The organism is Mycolicibacterium cosmeticum (assembly GCF_000613185.1).
GTDB classification, from domain to species: Bacteria; Actinomycetota; Actinomycetes; order Mycobacteriales; family Mycobacteriaceae; genus Mycobacterium; species Mycobacterium cosmeticum.
Genome location: NZ_CCBB010000001.1, coordinates 1,857,283 through 1,871,777, shown reverse-complemented (window position 1 = coordinate 1,871,777; position 14,495 = coordinate 1,857,283). Strand labels below are relative to the sequence as shown.

14 protein-coding genes are annotated in these 14,495 nt (G+C 67.7%); 10 read left to right on the top strand and 4 right to left on the bottom strand.

The genetic code is table 11. The annotated features are described in order from the left end of the window. Window positions 1-122 precede the first annotated feature (122 nt). From BN977_RS08910 to BN977_RS08900, 3 genes are read left to right on the top strand one after another with little or no spacing between them, the layout of a single operon-like run. Window positions 123-431: a DUF3349 domain-containing protein gene (locus BN977_RS08910; protein ID WP_036397208.1), complete on the top strand. Its 309-nt coding sequence runs from the start codon at window positions 123-125 to the stop codon at window positions 429-431. A 10-nt stretch (window positions 432-441) separates the two neighbouring features. Then, window positions 442-702 (top strand): hypothetical protein, encoded by a 261-nt coding sequence (locus BN977_RS08905; RefSeq protein ID WP_131590074.1) that lies wholly within the window; start codon window positions 442-444, stop codon window positions 700-702. Between the two features lie 44 nt (window positions 703-746). Then, window positions 747-1,172 carry a pyridoxamine 5'-phosphate oxidase family protein gene (locus tag BN977_RS08900; RefSeq protein WP_036398755.1) on the top strand — a complete coding sequence of 142 codons (426 nt, stop codon included), beginning with the start codon at window positions 747-749 and terminating at the stop codon, window positions 1,170-1,172. Between the two features lie 98 nt (window positions 1,173-1,270). Here BN977_RS08900 and BN977_RS08895 read toward each other — a convergent pair whose 3' ends face one another. Continuing rightward, window positions 1,271-2,278, bottom strand: a complete 1,008-nt coding sequence (locus BN977_RS08895) for an NAD(P)-dependent alcohol dehydrogenase (protein ID WP_234709598.1) — start codon at window positions 2,276-2,278, stop codon at window positions 1,271-1,273. 168 nt (window positions 2,279-2,446) lie between these two features. Between BN977_RS08895 and BN977_RS08890 the strand changes: the two genes are divergently transcribed. Further along, a complete protein-coding gene (locus BN977_RS08890) occupies window positions 2,447-3,238 on the top strand; it encodes a bestrophin-like domain (protein WP_234709529.1) in 792 nt (263 codons plus the stop codon). Here BN977_RS08890 and BN977_RS08885 read toward each other — a convergent pair. Then, window positions 3,235-3,822: a carboxymuconolactone decarboxylase family protein gene (locus BN977_RS08885; RefSeq protein WP_036397206.1), complete on the bottom strand. Its 588-nt coding sequence runs from the start codon at window positions 3,820-3,822 to the stop codon at window positions 3,235-3,237. The genes BN977_RS08890 and BN977_RS08885 overlap by 4 nt on opposite strands. A 125-nt stretch (window positions 3,823-3,947) precedes the next feature. Further along, complete coding sequence (locus BN977_RS08880) at window positions 3,948-4,595, bottom strand: TetR/AcrR family transcriptional regulator (protein WP_036397205.1); 648 nt, start codon at window positions 4,593-4,595, stop codon at window positions 3,948-3,950. 141 nt (window positions 4,596-4,736) lie between these two features. Here BN977_RS08880 and BN977_RS08875 point away from each other — a divergent pair, with 141 nt between their 5' ends. Next, window positions 4,737-5,756, top strand: coding sequence for an acetyltransferase Pat (locus BN977_RS08875; RefSeq protein WP_036397204.1), 1,020 nt, complete (start codon window positions 4,737-4,739; stop codon window positions 5,754-5,756). Continuing rightward, complete coding sequence (locus BN977_RS08870) at window positions 5,756-6,601, top strand: shikimate 5-dehydrogenase (RefSeq protein WP_036397202.1); 846 nt, start codon at window positions 5,756-5,758, stop codon at window positions 6,599-6,601. Before BN977_RS08875 ends, BN977_RS08870 begins: the two co-directional genes overlap by 1 nt. Here the strand turns inward: BN977_RS08870 and BN977_RS08865 are convergent. Next, window positions 6,598-9,393, bottom strand: a complete 2,796-nt coding sequence (locus BN977_RS08865; RefSeq protein ID WP_036397200.1) for an AAA family ATPase — start codon at window positions 9,391-9,393, stop codon at window positions 6,598-6,600. The genes BN977_RS08870 and BN977_RS08865 overlap by 4 nt on opposite strands. Before the next feature lie 558 nt (window positions 9,394-9,951). Here BN977_RS08865 and BN977_RS08860 point away from each other — a divergent pair. The 4 genes from BN977_RS08860 (at window position 9,952) to BN977_RS08845 (ending at window position 14,474) form a co-directional block, all read left to right on the top strand. Continuing rightward, window positions 9,952-10,377 (top strand): hypothetical protein, encoded by a 426-nt coding sequence (locus BN977_RS08860; RefSeq protein WP_131590072.1) that lies wholly within the window; start codon window positions 9,952-9,954, stop codon window positions 10,375-10,377. Window positions 10,378-10,693: 316 nt separating this feature from the next. Continuing rightward, window positions 10,694-12,142, top strand: coding sequence for a sugar transferase (locus BN977_RS08855; RefSeq protein WP_234709528.1), 1,449 nt, complete (start codon window positions 10,694-10,696; stop codon window positions 12,140-12,142). A gap of 64 nt (window positions 12,143-12,206) precedes the next feature. After that, window positions 12,207-13,445 carry a glycosyltransferase family 4 protein gene (locus tag BN977_RS08850; protein WP_036397198.1) on the top strand — a complete coding sequence of 413 codons (1,239 nt, stop codon included), beginning with the start codon at window positions 12,207-12,209 and terminating at the stop codon, window positions 13,443-13,445. A gap of 33 nt (window positions 13,446-13,478) precedes the next feature. Beyond that, complete coding sequence (locus tag BN977_RS08845; protein ID WP_036397197.1) at window positions 13,479-14,474, top strand: NAD-dependent epimerase/dehydratase family protein; 996 nt, start codon at window positions 13,479-13,481, stop codon at window positions 14,472-14,474. Window positions 14,475-14,495: the final 21 nt, after the last annotated feature.

Here is a 14,495-nt window from a genome sequence, read left to right as displayed (position 1 = left end):
TCGCAGGTGGTGAATACCTCGTGAATGTGATCTGGCCGGACGGTGAAACGCCTTGCTCCGCGGCGGTCATACCGACTACCAAGGGATGAACGCTGACGTGGCCGGGGGGCTGAGGGGGAACTGTGGCGCTGTCGGATGTGCTTGCCCGGATCTTGGCCTTCCTGCGGGCCGGTTATCCCGACGGCATCCCGGCCGACGACTACATCCCGCTGGTCGCGGTATTGCGGCGGCGGCTGACCGAGGACGAAGTGCTGGCGCTCACCACCCGATTGATGGCCGCGGGAACCAGACCGGCGCAGGGCACCGACGTCCGCGTGGCCATCACCAAGCTGACCGACGAACTGCCCTCACCCGAGGACGTGCACCGCGTCGAGCGCCGGCTGCTGGCGGCCGGCTGGCCGATCGACGATCCGCTGACCTTCCCGAAATAGGGGTGTGGACGTGACCCTCGACGATGCCGTGGTCCGCCGGCTGACCCAGCCGTCCGAGCGGGCCCAGGCCGAACTCTTCGCCGAGGTGCTCCGCGACGAGATCACCACCATGACGGCGAAAATCACCAAGGCCGAGGCGGATTGGCGTCGTCGCTGTCAGGTCAAGGGCTATGTCGAACCGCCGGGCCGGATCGCGGTGGTGCTCGAACGCATCGAGGAGGCGACGCGCATGCTCGAGGCCATCGACGCGCGCTTCCTGCGGACCCGGTGATCGGCCGGGAATACGCCCCGTCCGCGGCGATGTTGCCCGCCAGTATGAGCAGACCCCTCGGAGAAGCGCAGCGCGAAGAGTTCCTGGCGGCCAAGCACGTGGGTGTGCTGTCGGTGGCGGCCACCGACGGCCGACCACCCGCGAGCGTCCCGATCTGGTATGACTACACGCCCGACGGGCTGATCCGGATCAACACCGGCACGGCGTCGCGCAAGGTCCGGCTGATCCGGCAAGCCGGCGCGGTGACACTCGTCGTGCAACGGGAGGAACCGCCCTACCAGTACGTGGTCGTCGAGGGCAGCGTCGTGGACACCATCGAGCCGGCGCCGCGCGACGTGCGGGAAGCGATCGCCATCCGCTATCTGGGTGAGGAAGGCGGACGCGCATTCGTCGAGGGGATGAAGGACAAGCCGAGCGTGCTCTTCCTGGTGCGTCCGGACCGGTGGATCACCGCGGACTTCTCCGACTGAGCCGGCGCCGCTACTCGGGACGGTTCCCCCGGCAGCTGTCTGTACCGGGGGAACCTGGCGCAGAGACCACCCGGGTTGGGCTCGCACGCCTGCGGCTACTAATCCCCGCCCAGCTGCCGTTCGAAACCTGGGGCCGGCGCGGCGTCGGGAATCAGCAGCAGTTTCCCGGTCATTCGGCCCGTGCGGCTGAGCCGGTGTGCCTCCTCGGCATCGGCCAGCGGGAAGGCCTGGGCGATGGTGACGCGCAACGAGCCGGCCGCCACCGCATCGAGCAGCGGCGCGAGCCGGGCGCCGGTGGGTCGGCCCAAGATGCCCTTGGACCTTCGCGGGGCGAGCACCCTGGCCGCCAGGGCGGCGGCGTCATCACCGGCCACCATGACGTGTCGTCCGCCCGGCGCCAACAGCGCCCGACACCGACGGGCGGAGTACCCGCCCGCGCAGTCGACGACGACACTGAACGGACCATGAGCCCGCGCCTGGGCCAGGGCGTCGCCGCCGGTGTAATCGATCACCACGTCGGCACCCAGACCGGCGACCCGGTCGACATTGGCGCTCGAGCAGACCCCGCACACGAGGGCGTTCTCCCGTTTGGCGATCTGCACCACCAGCTGGCCGACGCCGCCGGAGGCGCCCAGCACCAGCACTCGACGCTCGGCCATCGGCACCCGGCGGATCCTGCCGAGGTCGATCACCGACATCCAGGCGGTGACACCCGGGATGGGCAGGGCGGCCGCCGCCGTGATGTCGACCGAATCGGGCACGCGGCAGACCTGATCTCGGCGCACCAGCACCGTGTCGGCATAGGAGCCGCGCTGCCCGCGCGCGAAGTTGGTACCGCCGGCCACCCGGTCGCCGACCGCGAGATCGGTCACCGCAGGACCGACCGCGTCCACCACCCCGGCGAAATCCACCCCCACGATCACCGGTGGCCTCGGGCCCAGCAGACGAGCCGCCCACCGCAGTGGGCCGTGGCTGCGCATCTTCCAGTCCACCGGGTTCACGCCGATGGCCTGCACGCGCACCCGTACCTCATGCCGGCGCGGCTCGGGTGTCGGCAACTCGAGCAACTCCAGTGGCGCGCCCGCCGCCCAGGTGCGTTGGGCCATGGCCTTCACAGGCGCACAGCGTAGCGGCCCGCCACGGGGCCCGGGTGTCCGTGGCGAGAACAGGCAGCTGGCAACCCAATTCGGCGGGTTGCCGGGCAAACCGCCGCCGGATGCCACCGACACCGTTTAGGGTTTTCAACCGCGTGACCCATGACGAGGGGAGACCCGGTGGCTGCCTGGTTGGTACAGCACATCCCGGCGGGGCTGCTGCTGACCGTCCTGATCGTGGTTGTCGCGGGCGGTGCCGTGCTGGTGCTCAGGGCGATCCGGCACCGCTACCCGGCGCTGACCCTGGACGAGCACAACGACGTCACGCGGTTCACCTACGGCGTGATCGGATTCGTGTACGCCTTCTTCATCGGCTTCGTCGTCTCGTCGATGTGGGGTGCGATCAACACCGCCGACGGCAACGCGCGGACCGAGGGTGCCGCCGCGGTCCAGATGGCAACGGATGCCACGGTTTTCGCGCCGACCGACCGGGACAGGGTGCGGGCCGCGCTGCTGTCCTACGAGAACGCTGCCATCGCCGAGTGGACCGAGGGGAACAATCAGCGATCCCCGGCGGCCGATCGGGCGTTGATCGACCTGCGCACCGCCTACGGCCAGGTGCGGGCGGGCGCGGACCCCCAGAAGACGCTTCTGGCAACGTCATTCAGCAATCTCGACAAGATCGGCCAGGCACGGACGGCGCGCATCCTGCAGGCTCGCACCGACGACGGACCGCCATGGCCGCTGTGGGCGGTCATCTTCATCACCAGCGCCATGGTGCTGGGCACCGCGATCGTCTACGGTGTCGAGCGGCCGGCGATGCACTACCCGATGGTGATCATCGTCGGGGTGCTGGTGGCCACCAACCTCTTCCTGGTCCTCGAGTTGGCGCACCCGTTCATCGGCGATATCGCCACCACACCGGACCCTTTGCGCGAAGCGGTCCGGGTGCTGACCGAACCCGTCGGCTAATCCTGTTCGGCCAGGTAGGCGCGCACGTCGTCGTCGAGCTGGACACCGAAGCTGCGCAGCATCCAGCCCAGCGTCTCGTAAGCGCCGACGGTGAAGATGGCGTCCAAGATCTGCTGGGTGCTCAGCTGTGCCGTCAGTGCCGCCCAGGTGGTGTCGCCGATCACCCCGTCTGCCACCAATTCGTCGGCGGTGCGCAGCAGCGCCGCGTCGGCCTCCGACCATGTCGACGCGTCGGGGCCCCATGCGATCGCGGCGACCTCGCTGCGCGAGATCCCGACGTCGCCGGCGATCACCACATGCTGAGCCCATTCGTATTCGGACTTCCGCAGCACGGCGGTGCGCAGGATGAGCAGTTCCCGCTGGCGTGGCGTCAGCGAGGTCGCCGACAGCAGATGACCGTTGAAGGTGAAGAACGCCCGCGCCAGTTCCGGGTGATGTGCGAGCGCGCCGAGCACGTTGAGCCCCTTCGGCCTGCCCTCGGTCTCGAGCTGGGGGTGGCGGCGTACCGGCGGGTTCATCGCAGCCAGGGCATCGCGCATCGTCGGCGGCCACTGCCTGGTGGGCAGCGGGTCAACACGGGTCATTCAGGCCGGTCCTCTCCGTGACGGAACTGCGAGCGCGCGCCCCGAGTGATCAGGGCGGCCCTCTCAGATTGCCGCACGGCCCGCGCTACCGGCAGGGCGAGGTCCCCCTCGTGTCGCCGCCGCGGTCAGCTGGCGGCCGGCTCCTGCAGTTTCCACAGGTCGTTGGCCAGCAGCCGCTGCAACTTGTCCACGACGGCCGCCACCTCGGCATCGGTACCGACGAATCCCGCGTAGAAGCCGATGCCGAACATCAGCACCAGCAGCATTTCCACCAGGATCTCGGGATCGCTGCCGGCGCTGACCTCGCCCCGGGCCACCGCCTCGCTGACGGCGGAGCTCACGAAGCTGCGCACGTCCTCGCGCGGGGCGTAACTGTCCTGGCTCAGCTCGGGATGGCGATGGGACTCCAGCATCGACGTCACCAGGAACGCCGCCGCCGAGTCGTACTCGCGGTGCGCCAGCATCATGCCGCTCAGGAACGCCGACAGCCTGTCGACCAGTCTGGTCTGGGCTGCCGCGGCCGTCATCCCCGACGTGATCAGCGCCGCGTTGGTCGCCGTGAGCACCTCTTGGTACAGAGCGCGCTTGTTCGCAAAGTAATGGTTGATCGCCGGCCGGGTCAGGTCGGCGCGTTCGGCGATCGCCTGGAACGTCGCCGCGTCGTAGCCAAGTTCGCTGAAAACCTGTCGTGCCGCACGGATGATTCGCTCCCGAGTCTCCGATCCGTTAGCTGCCCGGGGACGACCGCGAGTGCGGCGCAGCGCTTGAGTCATACGCGGAGTTTGCCACAGATATCTGACCGGTGCGTAGAAACGCTGCTTACGAGGCCAACCTCACGCGCCACACAGCAAAGTCCGGTGCGCGTCGTCGCCGGTTCGTGGACCTGCCAGGCCCCGAAGTCGTAGCCTCGTGAGGTGGCGAGTGTGACCGGTGCGCGGGCCGATGAACTGGCCGCATTGGATTTCTTCGCCGGGTGCTCGGCCGCCGAACTGATGCCCTTGGCGGCGCTGCTGCAGCCGCTCACCGCCGGCGCCGGTGACGTGCTCATGCGCCAGGGCGAGCACGCCGCCACCTTCTTGCTGATCGGCTCGGGCAGCGCCGAGGTGACGCATGTCGGCGAGGACGGCGAAGCGACCGTGGTGCCGCTGCAGCCCGGACTGGTGGTCGGCGAGATCGCGCTGCTGCGCGGCATCCCCAGAACCGCGACGGTGACGGCCACCGGACCGCTCACCGGCTGGGTCGGCGGACCCGAAGCGTTCGCCATCATGCTGGACCTGGCGGTGACGGGCGAGCGCAGCGACGGGGTCGGGTCGTTGATGGACCGGCTGGTGCGCATCGCCCGGCAGCGTCTGGCGGCCTTCATCACGCCGATCCCCGCCACCATGCGCGACGGCACCGTGCTGTATCTGCGGCCGGTGCTGCCCGGGGACAACGAACGCACCATCCACGGCCCGGTCGAATTCTCCAGTGAGACGTTGTACCGCCGGTTCCAGAGCACCCGGGTACCGACGCCGTCGTTGATGGCGTATCTGTTCGAGGTCGACTACGTCGACCATTTCGTGTGGGTGCTGACCGACGGCCCGGACGGACCGGTGGTGGCCGACGGGCGCTTCGTGCGGCTGGGCCACGATGCGACGACGGCCGAGGTCGCCTTCATCGTCGGCGATGCCTATCAGGGGCGCGGAATCGGCACCTTCCTGATGGATGCGCTGGCGGTGGCGGCGCGCGCCGGCGGGGTCACCTCGTTCACCGCGCGGGTGCTCTCGGAGAACTATCCGATGCGGGCGATCCTGGATCGGGCCGGCGCGCACTGGGAGCGCGAAGACCTCAACGTGGTGACTACCGTGGTCGACGTGCCGAATGTGTCGATGAGCCCGCGACGGTATCGCGCCATCTATGAGATGGCCCGGCAGGTGATGCGGGCGGTGGGGTGATGGCGGGTGCTGTGCAACCTACCGGCGGCAGGCCGCCGCTGAGCAAGGACACCCGGCTGTGCATCTCGCTGGCCGCCCGGCCGAGCAATATCGGCACCCGCTTCCACAACTACCTCTACGAGCAGTTGGGGCTGGACTTCATCTACAAGGCCTTCACCACCACCGATATCGCGGCGGCGATCGGTGGCGTGCGCGCCCTGGGTATCCGCGGCTGCTCGGTGTCGATGCCGTTCAAGCGTGACGTGATCGCGTTGGTCGACGAGGTCGAGCCCTCCGCGCAAGGCATCGAATCGGTGAACACCATCGTCAACGACGACGGTCATCTGCGCGCATCGAACACCGATTACCTTGCGGTGCAACAACTGATCCGTAGCAACGGGCTCGATCCCGACGACGCCGTGATCATCCGGGGCAGCGGTGGGATGGCCAGTGCGGTTGCCACCGCGTTTCAGGGCAGTGGGTTCAGTTCCGGCATCATCGTGGCGCGTAACGCCGAGACCGGCCGAGCCCTGGCCGACCGGCTCGGTTACGAGTACGCCCCCGAGGTGGGTTCACTGCGTGCGCCGATCCTGGTGAACGTCACCCCGATCGGGATGTCCGGCGGTCCCGAGGAAACGCAGCAGGCGTTCGACGACGAGGCGATCGCACATGCCTACGTCGTGTTCGACGTGGTGGCGCTGCCGTCGGAGACGCCGCTCATCGCCTCCGCACGCGGGGCGGGCAGCAAGGTCATCACGGGTGCCGAGGTGATCGCGCTGCAGGCTGCCGAACAGTTCGAACGCTATACCGGGGTGCGGCCCACGCCGGAACAGATCTCGGCGGCCTCCGCCATCTCCCGCGCCTAATGGTTTGCGCTGCTGAAGTTTTCGGATGAATCGTCGAGCTGCAGCTGACTGATCCGCTGGCCCAGCTCGGCCCGGGAATGGATGGCGAGCTTGCGGTAGGCGCGGGCGAGATTGTGTTCGACGGTCTTCGGGCTGATGAACAATGCCGCGGCGACGTCGCGGTTGGTCATCCCCGATGCCGCCAGCTCGGCGACCCGCTGTTCGGCGGGGGTCAGCCCGAGGTCGTGGGCCCTGGTGACGCGGGTCTTGGCCAGTTCGGCGCGCGCCCGTTCGGCCCACAGCGGCGCGCCCAACTCCTCGAAGGCATGCAGCGCCGCCTGCAGGGTCTCCGACGTTCCCTCCTTACGGCGCTGCCTGCGCAGCAACTGCCCGACGAGTAATTCGGTGCGGGCACGCTCGAACGGCATCGGCAGGCGGTCGTGCTCGCGCATCGCCTGGTGCGCCATCCGGTCGGCGGCGCCGACATCACCGTGCGCGGCGAGCCACATGCTGCGGCATCGGGCCCCGACGGCCAGCATCCACGGCCGGTCCAGGCGGCGGCCGTTCGTTTCCAGCGCCGTGATCAACGGGTCGGCCTCATCGAGCTGGCCCAGCGCCACCATTGCCTCCACCGCGTCGGGCAGGAAGGCCGCCGTGATGATCTCGGTGCAGGCCGTCGCCCCGAATCCGGAGATCAACGGGTCGAGGATGGCCAGTGCCTCGGCATAGTTCCCGAGCGAGACCTCCAGGAACCCCAGCGTCGCGGTCACCCGCTCGGTCATCCGGGGCGCGCTGCAGTGACGGGCGGCCGCCAGGGCAGCATCGGCCTCGGCCCGGGCCTCGTCGGCGCGGCCGGTGTACGCCGCGACCGTGAGCCGGATGGAATGAGCGATGGCAAGCAGTTGGTGACCACCCAGCTGTTCGGCGCGTTCCATCGCCTCCTCGGCGATCTGCGCGGCGTCGCCGAAACTGCCATGCCAGATCTCGATCAGCGCACTGTGCAGCGAGACGAACAGTGTCCGGCTCTCGGCGCCCCGCTCGATACAGCGGCGCCGGATGTCACGCATCTCGCTGCGGGCCTCGCCCACCCGTCCGGTCCACGCCAGCACCAGGGCAGCATTGGTGCCGGCCCGGAAATGCACGGGGATGTCGGCGTCGGGATCCTCGAGCTCCAGGGCTCGGACCAGGCTGGGTTCGTCCACCCCGTGGCCGCACAGGCAGTTCACCGTCACCCACATCGCCAGGGCCTGACTGGTCAGCGCCGGACAGTCGAGCTCCTCGGCCAGCAGCACCGCCTGCTGCGCCTGCAGCGACGACTCGTCGAACTCGCCGGTGTTGACCAGCGCCAGGGAGAGCAGCAGCAGTGTTTGCACCAGCACCGTGTGATCGCCTGCGGCGTCGCACAACGAGTTGCGCAGCAGCTCGACCGCTTCGGTGAAGCGCCCTTCGTAGACCTGGATCTCGGCAAGCAGATTGCGGGCTGCCGCGCGTTGCGGCCCGACGGTCAACAGGCTGACCGCCGGCTCGATCAGGGCGCCGGCCCGGGCGTTGTCGCCGGCCTGGAAGTAGAATTCGCCGGCCCTGAGCCGACGCACCGGCGTCTCACCACCGAGCCGGATCGCGGCTTCGACCAACTCCGCCGCCGCGGTGGAATCGCCGCGGGCATGCGCGCTGTCGGCGGCCTCGTCGAGCGCGCGCAAGGTCACCGGGTCGGAGGTGGTGCAGGCCAGTGCCAGATGTCGGGCCGCAACCTCCGGCCGGTTCTCCACCTTGGCCAGCGCCGCGTGCATCGCCCTGCGGCGCGCCGGATTGGCGTCGGTGTAAACACCTTTGGCCAGCAGGGGATGAGAAAAGCAGACGTGGTTCCCGCGGATCGCGACGATATCGCGACTCTCCGGGACCTCCAGAACCTCCACCGCGCGCGCGACGGTGGTGCCGGTCGCCCGGGCCAGCAGGTCCACCGTCGGCTCGTCCGCGCAGGCGGCGGCGAGCAGCATGGTGTGCGTGTCGTCGTCGAGCTGGCCGATGCGTGCCCGGACCGCCGCTGCCAAGGTGGCGGGCAACAGCACGTCACCTGCGGGCGGGGTCCCGGCCACGGTCCGGGCCATCTCGAGTGCGAAATAGGGGTTCCCGCCGGACACCTGGGCGAAGCGCAGCATGGTCGGGCGGGGGAAGGCCCGGCCGAGTTTGGTGGCGAAGAGCTCGCGCAGACCACAGAAATCCAACGGTGGCACCACTATTCGCTCGATGCCATCCGGACGTCCCATCCGTAGCCAGGTAGCCGTGGCCTCCGTCGGGCACGGCATCCGTTCGGTGAGCACCAGGCCCACCCGGCCCCTCAACCGGCGGGCGATGAACGCCACGACGGCCTTGCTCGACGGGTCGAGCCACTGCACATCGTCGATCGCGACCAGCACCGGTGCATCGGCTGTCAACCCCTCGACCAGTGACAGCACTGCGGTGGCGACCACCCGCGGATCGGCCGGGGCATCGACCGCCTCGGTGCGTAACAGAATGCGTTCCAGCGCAATGCGTTGCAGGGAAGGGAGCCGGTCGAATGCGGCCTGTTCGATATCGGCGAGAAGGTCGGCGGTGCTCGCGTAGGCGAGCACCGATTCGGATTGGCCGGGCTGGGCGCGTAGCACGTGGAAGCCGCGAGTGCGCGCCTCGTCGACGGCCGACAGCCACAGCGTGGTTTTGCCGATCCCGGCCTCGCCCTCGAACACCAGGCAAGCAGGCTCGTGGGCGGCTTCTCGCAAGAAGTCGTCAATCGTCTGCCGCTCGGCCGAGCGGGCCGCCGGGCCCTCGGACACCGGACGAGTATTACAGTCAGCAAATCGACAGGAAGCGGATTTCGCCAAATTTTTGTCCGGGCCGTAAATTTGCCTGAATGCTTGCAAACGCAAGTTATGGCGGCGTGATGACCGGCAAAAGTGCAGTAAGGCTGCACTAAATGCTGCTGATTGTTCCGCAATCTGAGCGCTTGCCGATGGTGTATCAGGCCGTCTAAGTATTTGCTGTCGACACCATTTCACGTGGTCAGCAAACCATGGGAGGCGCGTGGGAAGTCGCTGTGAATGCACGTGTGCGGCGGAATCGCGGCTACCGGCACAGAGCGGCGCGCGCGCACCGACCGTTGCCACGCGGGCGGGCGGGGAGGTGGGCGGCCGTGCGGTGGGGACCCGGCCGGCCAGATGGGGGGAAACACCCGATTCACCTCGACGTCGCCCGCGATTAGCGTCTAGCCGACGAGCGACGCATCGATTTCGGTGGCGCCCCAACTCAATCGGGTGAACGGGAGGATTCGGGTGAAATCCAACGGACTCGGGCGGCATGGGAGGCGCAGCGGGATCATCGTGGCCACGTTTGCGATGGCTGCGATCTCAGCGGCGCTCGGTCCCGGTGTCGCGTCGGCGGATGTATACGCCGGCATGACGTATGCCGACGCCAAGTCGCGGATCGCCTCGATGCATCAGAAGGCCGTGATCGCCACCGTGAGCGGTGATCAGGTGGCCACCGATGACTGCATCGTGGTCAGTTCGATGAACTCGATGTTCCTGGACGCCAGCGGTGAGGGACCGGACAAGGAAGTCCTGGTGAACCTGAACTGTACCGCCCCTGTCGCTGCGCCGGGTAAACCGGGAAACTCGGCGGCCTCACCCGAGGGGCGCAAGGCGCTGAAGGAACGGCAGGCGGCTCACAACATCAGCAAGAATCCCGCCTGGTGTAACGAAGACCCGAAACGGCTGGAAGCGTGCAAGCAGATCTGTGACCGCACCGGCCTGTGCGAGGTTTGACCGGTACTCCTGACCACGCGCCGCCCGCACCCGACCTGTCGCGATACGCGACCGGCCGGGTACTTGCGGTGGTCGGCATCGAAAGTCGTTATCCCAAACCGTCTTTGGGGGGTGCGGTGGAAAAGCATAGGGAAACACCTCATTTATCAATTTACCCCCGTGTGAATAGTCTGGGGACGGGCCAGTTGACGTGACGGCCCGCGGCCACGGCTTTGGGTGGCCGGATCTCGCCGGCAAGCCGTAATCGGTGCTGCAGGGGGTTGAACATGGCGGTGGCACGGCACGCAGATACGCACGGGCCTTGGGGTTCTCGGTCATGACGGGGGTTCTCGAACCGAGGTCGGTGCTCGCGCCGCGGGTGTCACTGACCAACGTCGCACCTCAGGTGGTCCTCGATCACGCCCGGAGTGCAGTCACGCCGTCGGTGGGTGTCGGCCTGATCCATCGGGTGCGATCGTGGATGCTAGTCCCCGCCGTGGATTTCGCGCTGCTGATGGCGCCTCTCGCCTGGCGGCCGCCGCAGCCGCTCGCGACCCTGGCGCTCGCAGTGCTCGGCACCGCACTGCTCAGCGGGGGCGGCCGGTATATCGCTCGGCTGCACCTCAGCGTCCTCGACGAACTGCCCGCCATCCTGGCGCGGCTGCTCACCGCAGTGGCCGTCGTCGCAGCCATAATCCTCTATCTGCACCAAAGGGAGCAGGTACTGGTCTTCCTCGAAACCGCCTCTCAGGCAGTGCTGCTCGTCATCGCCGGCCGCGTGCTGAGCACCAGGCTCATCGCGCTCGGCCGCCGCAGTGGCATCGCGACCCACCGCACCGTAGTGATCGGCGGCGGCCCGCTCACCGCAGAACTGGCCAGAATCGTGGCCGATCACCGGCAGTACGGACTCGAACTGGCCGGCTACGTCGATGATCGCCCGACCGCACCGGCTGGGCAGTATCTGCCCCACCTCGGCCGGCTCACCGACCTGGATATCGCGGTGTCCGGAAGTGGCGCGGACACGTTGTTGGTGGCCGACGGCGAATTCCAGGAGCGCGCCCTCATCGACGCGGTCCGGAGCACGGTGTGCGGGCGCACCCAGGTTCTCGTGGTCCCGCGGCTGTATCACTTCCACACCCTGACGGGCGCGGCCGACCACATCGGCTCGATACCCATCATGCGAATCGGCAACCCGAACCTGCACGGTCCGGCCCGACTGACCAAGCGGGCATTCGATATCGTCGTCGCCGCGACTGCGCTGATCGTGTTGCTACCCATCCTCGTCGTCAGCGCGCTGGCCGTCCGCATCGAGGGTGGGCGCGGCGTGATCTTCCGGCAGACCAGGGTCGGGCGTGACGGGAAGACGTTCGAGCTCTTCAAGTTCCGTTCGATGCGCCCGGCCAGTGAGGTGGAGGCGCAGACCCTGTGGAGCGCCGCTCAGGATGATCGTGTCGGGCCCGTCGGCCGATTCCTGCGCCACACCTCCATCGACGAGCTGCCCCAGCTCTGGAACATCCTGCGCGGTGACATGACGCTGGTGGGCCCGAGGCCGGAACGGCCGTATTTCGTCGAGCGGTTCTCGGCCGAATTCGACCGCTATGCCTGTCGGCACCGAGTGCAGGTCGGGCTCACCGGATTTGCCCAAGTGAGTGGGCTGCGCGGTGACACCTCGATCGCCGATCGGACCCGGCACGACAACTTCTACATCGAGAACTGGTCGCTGTGGCTGGACGTGAAGATCATCCTGCGGACCTTCCGCGAGGTGATGTTCTATCGAGGATCGTGATTCCCTGCAACACCCCCCGACCCAACCGACGAGCAAGGAATCGCATGCGCGCTAGGAGACCTCGGTGAACATCGTCATCCACGATTTCGCCGGCCATCCGGGTCAGTTGCAGCTGAGCCGCGAATTGGCCGCTCGTGGGCACACCGTCGCACATCAGTATTGCGCCTCCGTCACCACCGGGCGCGGTGCCACCTCCATACAGCCGGGCGATCCTCCCACCCTGTCGATCGAAGGCATCAGCCTGGGTGGCGAATTCGCCCGGTACGCCGCGGGCCGTCGTGGTGCGCAGGAGCTGCGGTACGGCTGGCTCAGTGCCCGTGCCGTCCTGCGGTCGCGACCCGATGTCGCCGTCTTCGCCAACTTCCCGACCATCCCGCTGTACATCGTTTCGCTCGTGCTCAAGGCCGGCCGCATCCCATTCGTCTTCTGGTGGCAGGACATCCACAGTGAGGCCGTCAGTGTCATCGCGCGTCGGCGGTTCGGCCGGATGGGGGCAGTGATCGCCTGGGGCGTAGAACGATTGGAACGTCGTATCGCGCACCGGGCCAGCAGGATCGTCCCGATCAGCGACGCCTTCCTTGCGCGGCTCACGGCTTGGCGGGTGGACCCGGCGAAGGTTGTGGTCATCCCGAATTGGGGTGCACTGAACGAGGTCCCACAGCGCCCGAGGGCCAACCCCTGGTCGGCCCGATATGGCCTCGACGACGTCCAGGTGGTCATGTACGCCGGAACTCTGGGACTCAAGCATGATCCCGCCGTCGTCGCCGAGTTACTGCACAGCATTCCGGACGACTGCCGCATCGTCGTGGTATCCGAGGGCATCGGGCGGGAATGGCTGGAAAAGCACTGTGGTGGTGACGAAAAGCTGATGTTGATGGACTACCGGCCCTATGCGGAGTTGCCGGACATGTTGGCCAGCGCCGACGTGCTACTGGGCATTCTGGAACGGGACGCCAGCCGCTTCTCGGTGCCGTCCAAGATCTTGAACTATCTGTGCGCCGGTCGCCCGGTGCTCGCCGTGCTGCCGCAGGACAATGCGATCGCATCGATGGTGCGTACGGCAGACGCCGGACTCGTCACGCCTCCTGGGGATTACGGTGCCGCCGCCACCGCGCTGAAGCAGCTTCTCACCGACCCCGTCCTGCGCCGGACCCTGGGCCGCAACGGACGGCAGTACGCACAGCGATCCTTCGACATCGTCGAGATCGGTGACCGTTTCGAACGACTGCTGAAGTCCGCCAGGACACCGGCAGCGCATGCCGAGGCGGCCGCGCACCAGGCCGGGTACACGCCCGCTCGCTGACCACCCATCACCCACGACCAGGGAGACAACGACATGTTCGGCAATCAAACAGTTCTCGTCGCAGGAGCCGGAGGATTCATCGGGGGCCACCTGACGAGGGCGCTGGTCGCACAAGGGGCGCGGGTCCGGGGGGCGGACGTCAAGCCGTTCTCGGAATGGCACCAGATTCCTCCGGAGATCGAACCGGCGCGGCTGGATCTGTCGACGCCGGTCGGTTGTTCCCATGCCGTCGACGGCGTGGACACCGTCTTCATGCTGGCCGCCGACATGGGTGGCATGGGTTTCATCGAGACACACAAGGCCGAATGCATGCTGTCCGTGCTGATCAGCACCAACATGCTGGTGGCCGCCCGCGACGCGGGGGTGAAGCGGTACTTCTATTCGAGCTCGGCCTGTGTGTACGCCGCGGACAAACAGACCGATGCCGACGTACCGGGCCTCAAGGAGAGCGACGCCTACCCGGCAATGCCGGAAGACGGCTACGGGTGGGAAAAGCTGTTCACCGAGCGGATGTGCCGGCACTTCCGCGAGGACTATGCGCTGCAGACCCGGATCGCCAGGTATCACAATGTCTACGGGCCGTTCGGGACATTCGAAGGAGGACGGGAGAAGGCGCCGTCCGCCCTGTGCCGCAAGGTGGCGCAGGCCGCCGTGTCGGGACAACGCGATATCGAGATCTGGGGCGACGGCGAGCAGACCCGGAGCTTCATGTATATCGATGACTGCGTCGAGGGCACGCTACGGGTGACGGCGGGCGCGAACCACGAGCCGGTGAACGTGGGCAGCTCGGAGTTGGTCACCATCAACCAGATGGTCGATCTCATCGAAGAGATCGCCGGCATCAAGGTGCGCCGGCACTACAAGCTGGATGCGCCCCTCGGCGTCCGCGGACGCAACAGCGACAACACCATGATCCGGGCGCAGTACGACTGGGAGCCCTCGACGCGGCTCGCCGACGGGCTGGAACACACCTATCGGTGGATCTACGACCAGATGACCGCGCGCGCCCTCATGCGGGCCGTCGGCTGAGCCTGGACGAGAAGTGTGTCG